Annotated in this window: 10 protein-coding genes; 8 read left to right on the top strand and 2 right to left on the bottom strand. The window is 48.7% G+C overall.

The features are described from left to right. Positions 1-94 precede the first annotated feature (94 nt). From L0660_RS05135 to L0660_RS05150, 4 genes are read left to right on the top strand one after another with little or no spacing between them, the layout of a single operon-like run. A complete protein-coding gene (locus tag L0660_RS05135) occupies positions 95-3,196 on the top strand; it encodes a TonB-dependent receptor (protein WP_235158434.1) in 3,102 nt (1,033 codons plus the stop codon). 30 nt (positions 3,197-3,226) lie between these two features. Then, positions 3,227-4,774, top strand: coding sequence for a RagB/SusD family nutrient uptake outer membrane protein (locus L0660_RS05140; protein ID WP_235158435.1), 1,548 nt, complete (start codon positions 3,227-3,229; stop codon positions 4,772-4,774). A gap of 31 nt (positions 4,775-4,805) precedes the next feature. Next, positions 4,806-5,879: a family 43 glycosylhydrolase gene (locus L0660_RS05145; RefSeq protein ID WP_235158436.1), complete on the top strand. Its 1,074-nt coding sequence runs from the start codon at positions 4,806-4,808 to the stop codon at positions 5,877-5,879. A gap of 52 nt (positions 5,880-5,931) precedes the next feature. Beyond that, on the top strand, positions 5,932-7,419 hold the full coding sequence (locus L0660_RS05150) for a family 43 glycosylhydrolase (protein WP_235158437.1): 1,488 nt from the start codon (positions 5,932-5,934) through the stop codon (positions 7,417-7,419). Positions 7,420-7,476: 57 nt separating this feature from the next. Here L0660_RS05150 and L0660_RS05155 read toward each other — a convergent pair whose 3' ends face one another. Next, on the bottom strand, positions 7,477-7,728 hold the full coding sequence (locus L0660_RS05155) for a hypothetical protein (RefSeq protein WP_026631002.1): 252 nt from the start codon (positions 7,726-7,728) through the stop codon (positions 7,477-7,479). Between the two features lie 71 nt (positions 7,729-7,799). Next, complete coding sequence (locus L0660_RS05160; protein ID WP_233795853.1) at positions 7,800-8,240, bottom strand: hypothetical protein; 441 nt, start codon at positions 8,238-8,240, stop codon at positions 7,800-7,802. Between the two features lie 185 nt (positions 8,241-8,425). Between L0660_RS05160 and glgX the strand changes: the two genes are divergently transcribed. The 4 genes from glgX (at position 8,426) to L0660_RS05180 (ending at position 12,718) form a co-directional block, all read left to right on the top strand. After that, entirely contained in the window at positions 8,426-10,627 is a 2,202-nt protein-coding gene (glgX, locus tag L0660_RS05165; RefSeq protein ID WP_235158438.1) for a glycogen debranching protein GlgX, read from the top strand. 15 nt (positions 10,628-10,642) lie between these two features. Next, the gene (locus L0660_RS05170; protein ID WP_233795855.1) at positions 10,643-11,359 is read left to right on the top strand and encodes a DUF421 domain-containing protein; all 717 of its coding nucleotides are present in this window, start codon (positions 10,643-10,645) and stop codon (positions 11,357-11,359) included. Then, positions 11,356-12,042 (top strand): DUF421 domain-containing protein, encoded by a 687-nt coding sequence (locus tag L0660_RS05175; protein WP_235158439.1) that lies wholly within the window; start codon positions 11,356-11,358, stop codon positions 12,040-12,042. Before L0660_RS05170 ends, L0660_RS05175 begins: the two co-directional genes overlap by 4 nt. 79 nt (positions 12,043-12,121) lie before the next feature. Beyond that, positions 12,122-12,718: a hypothetical protein gene (locus L0660_RS05180; RefSeq protein ID WP_233795857.1), complete on the top strand. Its 597-nt coding sequence runs from the start codon at positions 12,122-12,124 to the stop codon at positions 12,716-12,718. Positions 12,719-12,738: the final 20 nt, after the last annotated feature.

Here is a 12,738-nt window from a genome sequence, read left to right on the forward strand (position 1 = left end):
GGCACAATTTTTATAGAATATATGCAATTTTTCCTGTCGATGAGGAGTTACAATTAACATTAAGGATTCAACTAAATTCATCAACCCATCAGCTATGCGTAATTATTATACCCTGTTTCAACTCTTATTTATTCTGCTTTCCGGCGTTCATTTTGCCCTCGCGCAAGGCACCAATGTAACCGGTGTCGTGCAAACAGCCACGGGTGAAGCCCTGCCTGGCGCCACGGTCGTCGTCGCAGGAACGAATGCCGCCACCATTACAGATGCCAACGGAAAGTTTACAATTACTGCACAAAACGGTCAGACATTAAGGGTTACTTTTATCGGCTACCTGCCCTCAGATGTGCCGGTTACCGACCAGACCAGCTACACGATACAGCTCGCCGAGGATGCTCAGAATCTGGAAGAATTTGTGGTGATCGGTTATCAGTCGGTTCGCCGTTCAGACCTGACGGGCGCAACGGGCATCATTGATGCCCAGAATACGAATAAGCGGATTGCCCGTTCGGTCCCGGAAGCGTTGCAGGGCATGACCCCGGGCGTCGCGGTCCGGAATGGCGGTGCGCCGGGACAGGAAGCAGTAGTGAACATTCGCGGACTGAGTACACTGTTTGGAAATGCCAGTCCGCTGTACGTGATCGACGGTATGCTGGCCGATGCCAATACAACGGTCAATCCCAATGATGTAGAAACGATACAAGTGTTAAAAGACGCGTCGGCGGCGGCCATTTACGGTTCGCGGGCTGCAAACGGAGTCATTATCATTACTACCAAAAAAGGAAAAGAGGGTGCGCTGAAAGTGGATGCATCGGCGCGTTTTGGCATTTCGTCGCTTCCCAAACGGTGGGATATGATGAATGCCCAGGAATACGTGGAAACCAATACCCGCGCTTACCAGGCGGCAGGTTATGCATTGCAGCCATCTGTGGCTAATTATAATGGCGCCGTCAATACAAACTGGGCTGACGAGTTGCTGCAAACAGGCAGTATTCAGGATTATAATGTCAGCTTGTCCGGGGGAGGCAAGGATAGCAAATATCTCATCTCCGGCTCTTATTTTGCGGATGAAGGTGTGCTCAAAGCCCGGGATTTCAAGCGTGGTTCGATGCGGATCAATACCGAGGCGACCCGCAATAAATTTACGTTCGGAGAAAATCTGATGGTGTCGAGCACCGAGCGGAATGCGCCTTTTCAGGGTGGATTTGCAGAGGGTAACGCCTGGTATGATGTATGGACGAGCCTGCCGATCATCCCGGTCCAAAGTGCCGACCTGCAAAGTACTTCCAATCCGGGCGGCTGGGGTTACGGGTCGTTCAATGCGCGGTCATTTTCCAGAAACCAGGCTGCCATCAACGACATTACCCGCTCAGCTTCCAATTTTTTCAAAGTGCTGGGTAATGCATTTATCGATTATAAAATCCTGAAAAACGTTACTTACCGCTTCAATGCCGGTTTGGAAACGAGCTTTGACAAAACGAATAACATCAGGAAAGAAGGCCTTTGGTACTGGAACCAATCACCGGAGTTCAGCAGCGTAGGGCAGACAAGGGCACAATTCCTGAGCTATCTGTTTGAGCATACATTGAATTTCAATTTTACATTTAATAAGCACAACTTAAACGGGGTCGTAGGGTATACGCAGCAGACCATTCGCAATGATGATGTTGGGGGGCGGCGTTTACAGCTAGGTGTGTACGGCGGCGATTATTTTACAACCATCAATTCGGCCAGTGGTGGCATGACAGCGACGGGTACCCGTTCACAGACGCTGATCAATTCCGCTTTGGGCAGGTTGAACTATAATTTTGCTGAAAAATATTACCTCACATTCACTTTCCGGGCTGATAAGGATTCACGTTTTTCGCCTGCTCACCGCACGGGATATTTTCCATCGGCCGCAGCTTCATGGAAAGTCAGTAATGAAGAATTTTTTAAGTCTGACATTATCAACGAGCTGAAACTGAGAGGTTCTTATGGTGTCCTCGGCTCGGCCAATTTGAGTAACTATCAGTTTACCGGATTCTTAAACCAGGCGCCGAGGGCAGTTTTTGGGTCGGGGCAGACAGAATTTCCCGGTGCTACGCAAGCCAGGCTGGTTTATGAAGATATTAAATGGGAACAAAAAGCGACAACTAACATTGGTGCAGACCTGGTGCTTTTCAACAACAAGCTCGCTATTACCATTGACGCCTTCCGTTCTGTGGCAAAAGACGTTCTGCTATCGCTGCCACTGCCCCTTTACATCGGGAATTTGCAAGGCGATCCCTTGGTTAACATTGGTTCTATTGAAAACAAGGGCATTGAGCTGGATTTTACCTATCGCCATACATCCGGACCATTCACATGGAGCGTTGCGCCCAATTTCAGTCTGATCCGGAACAAGGTGCTCGAGTTGGGTAATCTGGGTGTGGATGAAGAAACGGGAGAACCTAGGAATTACATCCAGTCGGGCAATACGCGTTCGCAAGTGGGCCGCTCTATTGGTGAATACTATTTGATTAAAACAGATGGCCTCTTCCAGAATGACGAAGAAATTCAGGCGCATAAAGCGCAGGCCGCTTACGCAAAACCGGGTGATGTCCGCTACGTAAACCGCATCGATCAGGGAACCAATGATGATATCAACGACCGTGACCGCACATTTGCAGGCAGTCCATGGCCAAAACTAACTTCCGGTTTGATCCTGAACGGATCGTGGTCGGGCATATCGCTGAATGTGCAGTTCTATGGGGCATTTGGCCAAAAAATTTACAATGATGTGAGAAGGGACATTGACGGAATGGGCTACTCCAACTACCGCCGTGACATTAACCCGTGGACTCCACAAAATACCGACACTGATTTCCCACGCTTAGGAGTTTCTTATTCAACAGGAGCAGCAGGCGACCCTGCCAGTGCAGATCGGGGCATTGTATCCAATGTGCGCGGCAATACCGACCGCTGGCTGGAAAACGGGTCCTATCTCAGGCTTAGAAATGTCGAACTTTCATATTCTATCCCCGAAGCTGTGACTACCAAACTGGCTCTGAGCAATGCCAGAGTATATGTAAGCGCGCAGAACCTGCTGACGTTCACCAAATATACGGGCCTTGATCCGGATGTGGTCGGAGCGAATTTTAATCTCGAACCAGGCGTCGACCTGGGTGGATATCCGTCTTCTCGTATCATTTCTTTCGGCATCAACCTGGGTTTCTGATCAGCAGCCTTTATCTCAAAAGACATCAACATGAAAAAGATATTTTTGCTTACCTCATTCATTTTAATGGTTGCCACGGCTTGTAACCGCGATTTTGATCAGCCGAATCCGAATAACCCTACCATTGCGTCTTTCTGGAAGAGCCAGAACGATGCCATTAAAGGGATCAACGCCGTTTACAGCACATTCCACAGGACCGCCACGCTTTATTCCCGGTTCCTGTTTTACCACGGCATGCTGCGTTCGGACGAAGGTTACGGCTCAGGCGGTGACATTACGCTGAACAACGTGATGAGCTTCAACCAGACCAACTATAACGAAGGTCTCACTGCGGGTACCTGGCAAAACCTGTTTGTCGGTGTTTTCAGGGCCAATCAGGTATTAGCTTATGTACCCGGCATTGAAATGGACGAAGCTTTAAAAACGCGCATTATCGGCGAGGCGAAATTTTTGCGCAGCTTATTTTACTTCAATCTCACGCTGTATTATGGCAGGCCACCGATTATCCTTGAACCGTCCAGCCCGACAGACCGACCCACAAACGCAACCAACGCAGAAGCCTGGGCACAGGTTGAGCGGGACCTGATGGAAGCTGCGCCTGCATTGCCGCTGCGTTACACAGGCGACGACCTCGGCCGGGCCACGCGCGGGGCAGCAATGGGATTGCTTGGGAAAGCCTACTTGCAGCAGAATAAATATCAGGAAGCAGCCAATGCACTTGCGTGGTTTATTACGGGCGAAGGAAAAGGGGTTTACACGCTGGTAGCCAATTATCAGGATAACTTCAAGGCTTCTACCGAGAACAACAGCGAATCGATTTTCGAAATACAGTTCAGGTTTAACCCCAATGAGAATACCGACGATGATGTAGATGAAACGCGCATTAATAATACAGGTACTTCCATTGCGCGGTTTTATGGTCCTCCCGGAGGCGACTTCGGATTTTCCGACGGCGCTGCGCGCAGGTGGGTTGTTAACGAGTTTCACAAGGAAAAAACAGCAACCAACGAGCGCGATCCCCGGCTTGCAGCTACGTTTCTGTTCGATTCGACGGATGTACGTGGCCCGGCTTTCACGCAGGTATATGGACAGACTTTTGCACAGAGGTATGGCAGTACGGGACTGAAAAGCATGGTCTGGTTCCGGAAGCAGCTTAATGACAATGAGCAGGGAAGAACGGAAGAGCGTTTTAGTTCGCCCAATAACCACAGGTTACTCCGGTATGCAGATGTGCTGCTGATGTATGCCGAAGCATTAAACGGCATTGGACAAACTGTACAAGCGTATCCATATGTGGATCAGGTGCGCGCACGTGCAGGATTGCGGCCACTGTCCGTGGTCATGCCGGGACTTTCAAAGGATGCGTTTCTTGCCCAGCTAAAACATGAACGCATTACTGAGCTGAGTGGTGAAACGTGGCGATTTGCGGACTTGCAGAGATGGGGTGATCTGGGACCTCAACTAGCTTCAAGAGATCCGGAATTTACCAACTTCGTCATAGGCCGGAACGAGTGGTATCCCATTCCACAATCGGATATTGATTTAAATCCAAACCTAACGCAGAATCCACGTTATTAGTAGCAAATTCTGGTTCATTTAAACCGCCGTTATGACATTCAAAACCTTGTATAAGCCAGTCCTGATCTGGTGCCTTGCATTTTTATTTATCGATGCGTCCTGTAAAAAGGAAGCAAAAAGCCCCGAGCCGGGTAAGCAGCAGCAGGCAGCAACATTCTCTAACCCCTTACTGAGTGCTGCTCCCGATCCCTGGGTTTTTCAGAAAGATACAACCTACTATTATTTGCACACGTTAGGCAACCGGATACAAATCTGGAAGACGGGTAAAATGAGCCGCTTGAAGGATGTTACGCCGGTTACGGTCTTTAATGCACCTGCATCGGGTGGTAACTCGCGGGATATCTGGGCACCGGAGCTCTTTTTTCTGAATGGTAAATGGTATATCTACTATACCGGCTCCGACGGACAGGACCGCAACCACCGCATGTGGGTGCTGGAAAATGCAAATGCAGATCCGACGCAGGGCACCTGGACGGATAAAGGCCAGCTTAAAACGCAGCCGGAAGACCTCTGGTCCATTGACGCGACTGTTTTTCAGCAGGATACTACGCTCTTTATGGTTTGGTCAGGAAGGCCTTTTGCAGGCGGAAACACCGATTTAACCCAGAATTTATACATTTCGCGGATGGCTAATCCGTTTACCCTTGCCGGACCCACGGTGAAGATCGCTGATCCGCAGTATGATTGGGAAAAGCGTGGGTTTCCAGTGAACGAAGGGCCGGAGATTTTGAAAAACCCGGCCGGACAAACCCTTCTCGTATTTTCGGGAAGTTACTGCGGGGATGACCGTTATTCGCTCGGTATCGCGCGTTTGCAGGAAGGAAGTGATCCATTGAAACCCGCAAGCTGGACTAAAATAGCCAATCCGGTTTTCACAGGCCTGGCTTCGGCCAATGCTTTCGGCGTGGGGCATAATGGCTTTTTCAAATCCAGAGACGGTGAGGAAGACTGGATCATTTACCATGCCAACTCGGCCTCCGGGCAGCGCTGCGGCGGTTCACGGAATGTGAGAATGCAGAAATTCACCTGGACAGCGGACGGTCTTCCCAGCTTCGGCGAGCCGGTTTCTACGGGGCAGGCCATTGCCGTTCCCTCGGGCGAATAGCGTTTTGGCTTATATTTGGGGCCGGAACGCAGTTTACATTTAAAAGTTATTTATGAAAAAATTGAGCATTAGTCTGCTGTTGTTGATATTCGTACACATTGCCCATGCACAGCAGGCAGTAATCCGTGGTGATTTCGCGGACCCTTCGGTTATTAAAGTAGGAGACACATATTATGCCGCAGGAACCAGTTCCAACTGGGCGCCGGGCTTTCCGGTGATGAAGTCCAAAGACCTGAAAAACTGGACACAAACAGGATCCATTTTCCTCGACCTGACCGGCTGGGCGGACTATTACTACTGGGCGCCTGAGCTGAATTACGAGAATGGGAAAGTATATGTTTATTATACTGCACATAAAAAAGGGGGTAACCTGTGCGTAGGGGTAGCCAGTGCCGACACACCCGAAGGGCCCTTCAAAGATCACGGCCCGCTGGTTTGTCAGGAAGTAGGCTCAATCGACGGTTTCCCGATCCGGGATGAAAATAACAAGCTGCACCTGATCTGGAAAGAAGACGGCAATAGCGTAGGTAAGGCAACGCCGATCTGGATCCAGGAAATCAATGAGGAAAAAACGGCGCTTGTGGGCGAAAAAAAAGAGCTGTTCAGAAACGATACGCCCTGGGAAGCCAACCTTGTGGAAGGCGTTTCGGTGATTAAGAACAATGGCTATTTCTACGCAATTTATGCAGCAGCAGGCTGCTGCGGCCCAGGCTGCACCTATGCCACCGGCATTGCACGTTCCAAAAGCCTGATGGGGCCCTGGGAGAAATTCAAAGGAAACCCGATTATGACCGGCCAGGGCGACTGGATGTGCCCGGGACACGGAACAGCCGTTACGTACCAGGGAAAAAATTATTTCCTTTATCACGCTTACGACAAGTCTTCAAACAAATATACGGGCCGTCAGGCGCTGGTTCGTGGCTTTGAATTCACACCCGATAACTGGATCCGTTTTACAGATGAATATCTTTCCCCGTCGGACAGCCCGAAAATGTTTACGGCAACAGATGATTTTAACAAAGAAAAACTTGATCTGCAATGGAGCTGGTCGGTTTTCAACAAGCCCGCTTTCGAGCTGAAAAACGGCCGTATAGGTTTACAGATTAAAGACGACCGCGAGTTGTTTATCGCAAGAAGGATAGAAGGCCCCAATTATGAGGCAACTGTGGAGACCATTCCCGCAAAAAGCGCAATGGCCGGTGTAGCATTGATCGGTGACGAGAAAAATTTGATTTACGCTGTGGCAAAGCAGGATAGCATTGACATTACCATTGTTAAAGATGGCGCAAGAAGCAGTCTGGGTAAGTTTCCTGTTGCCACAAAGGGGAAAAATTTATTCATCAAAATGACTGTAAAAAACAATACGGAGATTGGTTTTCAATACAGCCTTAATGGCTCCGCTTTTACAGCTTTGAAAATCAGCGCGCCTGATATTACTTTCCTGCCACCATGGGATAGGGCGGTTCGCGCCGGCATTTTGGCAAAAGGCGTTGAGGGTGAAGTGGCAGTTATAGAGAAATTTGTATTTAAGAATCAATAAAAAAAGCCCACCGTGTCTTGAAATAACGCACGGTGGGCTGAATTAAGATTGCATGGACTAATCACCTTCCTGATCGTGTCCCTGCGTTTTAACAATCTTGTTATAAACGCCCAGCAGCAAAAATGGTGCTGCCCATTGTCCTACAAACAAGGCTGTATGCTTGCGTTTCATGATTTTCAATGCGAGCGAAACGCCCATTGATCCCAATGCCGCCCATAAGAAAATGTCAGATGGTAATTTAGCGGTCTGCTCTTCGATTGCCTCGGCTACTTTGCCTTCGCTATGCGTGGCATTTGTTATATTTTCCATATTTATTGGTTTTAGTGCGGCTCGGGTATGTAAAAACCATACCAGCCGCCGCGTTGTTGAGTCATATTGCTCTACACAATTCGTTTGTCCTTAAAAGCAGATAATGTCACCCCGAAAATGAGGTGTGCGATCATAAGCTGCGTATAATATCCTTTTCTGTGCGTTTTGGGCGGGTTAGGATGGTTTTCGAACATTGTTTTCCACCAGAGTATCCCCGAGGCACCTGCTGCGGCCCCGTATAAAAGTCCGTTCAGCGGTGAAGCCTGCGTTTTGCCCAATTTGAGAAATAACTTATAACCTACTCCGAACCCTGCACCAATGAGGTAATGGGATAGCCAGCCCAGCGGTGGCGCCGCTTCTTTTTCAATATTCAGAGATCTTTCCAGGAATGTCGCAAGCAGCTTTGGTTCGCTGAAATTTTCATCCTCCTTGTGCGAGGCAATGTAGCTGAAAAGCGTCATGGCGGATGTGGCCGTCGCGGCAGCCAAAAGGGTGTTGGTTACTGGTTTCATAACATACTCTTTTATTGTGATGGGTTGGGAGTCATTCACTAGGCTAAGTAAATGACGGTCATGTTGCTTACAAAGATTATACCGCTTGAAAATCAATATTATGCTCGCTTATGGGGCCCTATGGCCTACTTTGGCACACATTTTATATTCGCCGGAAAGTTAATGTACAGTAAAGCAAACACATTATGGCTGACAGACATATAGAAAATGAATTGATTAAAGCGCCGAAATCGCGGCAGCTTAAAGTTTTACCGGGAAATCCGTTCCCACTAGGCTCAACTTTTGACGGAAATGGGGTCAACTTCGCAGTATTCTCCGAAAATGCCGAAGAAGTAAATTTATGCCTATTCAAATCGGAGCATGATACCGAAGAATACATTAAGATCAAGATCGAGGAGGTCACACACCACGTATGGCACGTGTATATTCCCGGACTCAAACCCGGACAACTATATGGTTACCGGGTGGCAGGCCCCTATGAGCCGGAAAAAGGACATCGTTTTAATCCCAATAAATTGCTGGTGGATCCGTACAGCCGCGCGCTGGCAGGTGACCTGAAATGGGATGATGCATTATTCGGTTATGAAATCGGCCATGAGGAAGGAGACCTGAGTTTCAGCGAGTCCGACAGTGCGCCATTTATCCCAAAATCGATTGTGATTGACGGCCAGTTCGACTGGGAAGACGATAGGCGTCCTGAAATTCCTTACCATGACTCTATCATTTACGAAGCGCATGTCAAAGGGCTGACGATGACGCATCCGGACATTCCCGAGGAGATTCGCGGCACTTATGCAGCCCTGGCCCATCCGGTTACCATTAAGTACCTTACTTCGCTGGGAATAACGGCCATTGAACTGATGCCGGTCCACCAATTTGTGGCCGACAGGCATTTACTGGAAAAAGGGCTGACCAACTATTGGGGCTATAACACCCTCAATTTTTTTGCGCCCGACCCACGATACAGCAGCAGCGGGCATAATGGAGAGCAGGTTACTGAGTTCAAAAATATGGTGAAAGAGCTCCATAAAGCGGGTATCGAATTGATTTTGGACGTGGTGTACAACCATACCGCGGAAGGCAATCACCAGGGACCCACGTTTTCTTTCAAAGGATTTGACAATGCTTCCTATTATCGGCTGACCCCGGAAGACCAGCGCTATTACATGGATTACACGGGCACAGGAAACACGCTGAATGTGCAATTGCCTAATGTGCTCGCGCTGATCATGGACAGCCTGCGTTACTGGATCACCGAAATGCACGTGGACGGTTTCCGCTTTGATCTCGCGTCTACGCTGGCACGGACGCTGCATGAGACGGATAACCTGGGTTCTTTCTTCAACATTATCCATCAGGATCCCATTATTTCACGCGTCAAACTGATTGCGGAGCCCTGGGACATTGGTGACGAAGGTTATATGGTAGGGAAATTCCCTCCCGGCTGGGCGGAATGGAATGATATGTTCCGGGATCAGATCCGTGATTTCTGGCGCGGGGAGTCGGTAGGGATAAGTGCTTTTGCCAATCGTTTTACAGGCAGCCCGGACCTTTACCAGGGCGATTACCGCCGACCCACGGCAAGCGTTAATTTTGTTACAGCCCATGATGGCTTCACGCTACACGATCTTGTTTCCTATAATTCGAAGCATAATGAGGCGAATGGCGAGGATAACAAGGACGGGGCCGATGATAACAGGTCGTGGAACTGCGGTGTAGAAGGCGAAACGGATGACGAAGCCATTATTCTGCTTCGGAACAAACAAAAAAGAAATTTTCTGGCAACAATGTTCCTGTCACAAGGCGTGCCGATGCTGGTAGCAGGCGACGAGCTGGGCCGTACGCAGGGAGGCAACAACAACAGCTATTGTCACGATGATGAAATATCCTGGGTTTCATGGGAAAAGGCTGATAACCAATTACTTGATTTCACCAGATCGCTGATCCGGTTCTGCAAGGAGCATCCGACCTTCCGGCGCAGGAGGTGGTTCCAGGGCTTGCCGCTCCACGGTTCCGAAGCGAAAGACATTATGTGGTTTATGCCTGACGGAAATCAGCTCACGGATGAGCAGTGGGAAAGAAGCTGCGCAGGTGCGATAGGAGTTTACCTGGATGGAAAAGGGATCCGGTGCGTAAATATGGACAACGAACGCATTGTAGACGATAGCTTCCTGCTGATATTCAATAATTCCGATGAAGCGGTGGACTTTGTGCTGCCGTCAGAAGAATGTGGTAACGAGTGGGAGATAGTGATCGACACCGACGCTGGGATGATTGCAGAATCGGGCGATGATTTCAAACCCGGAGAAGTATTAACTGTGCCTGCCAGCTCCATTATGGTCCTGAAATGCCCGGATGCAGGAATAGAGAAAAATACTTTATCCTAGATCTTTTTTGAAATAATGAAAAAAGAAGACATACAGCCCTGGGACTGGCAAAGGATATTGTTTGGGGAAGCGCCGCCTGAATTCCTTGTGGAAGTTTTTGTACGGACATTCATCATTTATATTGCTTTGCTCATCATTGTGAGGCTGATGGGTAAGCGCATGGGCGGTCAGTTGACGGTATCCGAGCTGGCCGTTATGGTCACCCTCGGTGCAATCGTCTCACCTGCCATGCAGATCCCGCAGCTGGGCGTGCTGATGGGTATCCTGATCCTGATCTGCGCATTGATTTTTCAACGCGGCCTGAACCTTACAGAGACGAAGAGCCCGGCATTTGAAAAAATAAGCCAGGGAGAAACGCAGCTTCTTGTTAAGGATGGCCGTATTCAGCTCGATCAGATGGCCGCTGCAAAGGTGTCGCGGCAGCAGCTGTTTTCCGCTTTAAGAAGTGAGAATGTCTATAACCTTGGAGATACGGGGCGTGTATACTTAGAAGCCTGCGGTATTTTTAGTATTTACAAAACCAAGGAGCCTGCCGCAGGCCTTCCTATTTTTCCTCCAACCGATGATGCTGTGAACGGTTATGCCCAGGAAATGGTAGAAAATTCCCGCGCATGTGCCACGTGCGGGAACGTTACAAATTCAGCGGATGAAGACGAGGCTTGCCAGATCTGCACCGCTAAAACCTGGATCTCCGCCACCATTTCCGTAAAATCCCAACTTGCCGATTCATGAAACCAGAAGACATCCATATCAATGATTGGCAACGAATATTCATAGGCGACGTTCCTCCTGAATTTTACCTGGAAGTAGTGTTACGCATTGCTGTTATCTATCTCATCCTCATGGTCTCCATGCGGCTTATGGGCAAAAGAATGGCCTCACAGCTCAGCCGTAATGAAATGGTAGCGATGGTATCCCTTGCTGCCGCCATCGGTGTACCGCTGCAATCGCCCGATCGCGGCATTCTTGCAGCTGTGGTCATTGCGGTAATCGTCGTATCTGTTCAGCAGCTGATCGCCAAGCTTGCCACCAGAAATGAAAGGCTGGAAACGGTTACACAGGGGGATATAACACCGCTTATTGAGGATTCACATCTGAATTTGCATAACATGAAAAAGGTGGGTATAACCCGGGAAAGAGCATTTGCGCAGCTTCGCAGTAAAGGTATCCGGCATCTGGGGGAGGTAAAAAGACTTTATTTTGAAGCTGGTGGCACTTTCACGTTAATGCGAAGATACGATCAGGTGCCCGGGCTGCCTATTTTGCCTATCTGGGACAAGGAATATCAGTATGAGATCAGCGAAGCAGCGGATGAGTACGTTTGTGAGCAATGCGGCAATGCAGCCGTTGACAATGCAACCGATCAGAAATGCACGAACTGTGGCAGCGACGCCTTTATTTATCCAGTAAAATAGATTTGCAAAATTATCTGAAAAGCGGGCAATGGGCACTGATTTTTTAATGATAGCAAAAAGAAACATCCTAGCCTTGTCCATGAAAACCATACATTTATTTGACCAATATGACCTCGACTCGCTATTTTTAAAGAAAACAAACGAGGTTAACGACCTGATAAGCGAATGGCCTGACGCTTATTTCGCGCCGGAGCAAATAGAAATGCACATTAGCGGTCTGAAAAACGATCAGGAGCTGAAATTGCCCCAGTTAGATTTTCTCAACGGGCGGCAAGAATTGTGTGAACGGATTTATCCTGTTTCAGTTTACCAGCCAGGACGAAATAATAAAGCAAAGGTTAAGGTTTCTGTCCTGATCGTGCATTATGCCTTTAACGGACAAACCTATCTCCTGGGATGTCGGCCGCCTATAGACGTGCCGGCGCCGATAGGGGAATGGCAGGCAGATATAGTAAGCCAGCATATCAGTGTCGAATATATGGATTATGAAAAGTATCCAAAAAAGACATTGGCAGCGCACCAGGAATATGCAGCAGGTCTGCAACGCTGTTATGAATCTTTGCAAACAGCATTTGCAGAATTCAACAACAGGCTGGACGATATTATTAAAACTGCCATTAGTCAGAAAAGCGGTGAAATGGATGATATGCACCGGTTGCTAGCCTTGCTGAGATAACGTAAGTTGCAATGCATGAG

This window comes from Dyadobacter sp. CY351 (genome assembly GCF_021502625.1).
Classification (GTDB): Bacteria; Bacteroidota; Bacteroidia; order Cytophagales; family Spirosomataceae; genus Dyadobacter; species Dyadobacter chenhuakuii.

Bases quoted from the DNA above. Each gene is read 5' to 3' on its own strand.
- L0660_RS05175 (WP_235158439.1), top strand. From the start codon at position 11,356: ATGAAACCAGAAGACATCCATATCAATGATTGGCAACGAATATTCATA.
- L0660_RS05160 (WP_233795853.1), bottom strand. From the start codon at position 8,240: ATGAAACCAGTAACCAACACCCTTTTGGCTGCCGCGACGGCCACATCC.
- L0660_RS05140 (WP_235158435.1), top strand. From the start codon at position 3,227: ATGAAAAAGATATTTTTGCTTACCTCATTCATTTTAATGGTTGCCACG.
- glgX (WP_235158438.1), top strand. From the start codon at position 8,426: ATGGCTGACAGACATATAGAAAATGAATTGATTAAAGCGCCGAAATCG.
- L0660_RS05135 (WP_235158434.1), top strand. From the start codon at position 95: ATGCGTAATTATTATACCCTGTTTCAACTCTTATTTATTCTGCTTTCC.
- L0660_RS05170 (WP_233795855.1), top strand. From the start codon at position 10,643: ATGAAAAAAGAAGACATACAGCCCTGGGACTGGCAAAGGATATTGTTT.
- L0660_RS05145 (WP_235158436.1), top strand. From the start codon at position 4,806: ATGACATTCAAAACCTTGTATAAGCCAGTCCTGATCTGGTGCCTTGCA.
- L0660_RS05150 (WP_235158437.1), top strand. From the start codon at position 5,932: ATGAAAAAATTGAGCATTAGTCTGCTGTTGTTGATATTCGTACACATT.
- L0660_RS05180 (WP_233795857.1), top strand. From the start codon at position 12,122: ATGAAAACCATACATTTATTTGACCAATATGACCTCGACTCGCTATTT.
- L0660_RS05155 (WP_026631002.1), bottom strand. From the start codon at position 7,728: ATGGAAAATATAACAAATGCCACGCATAGCGAAGGCAAAGTAGCCGAG.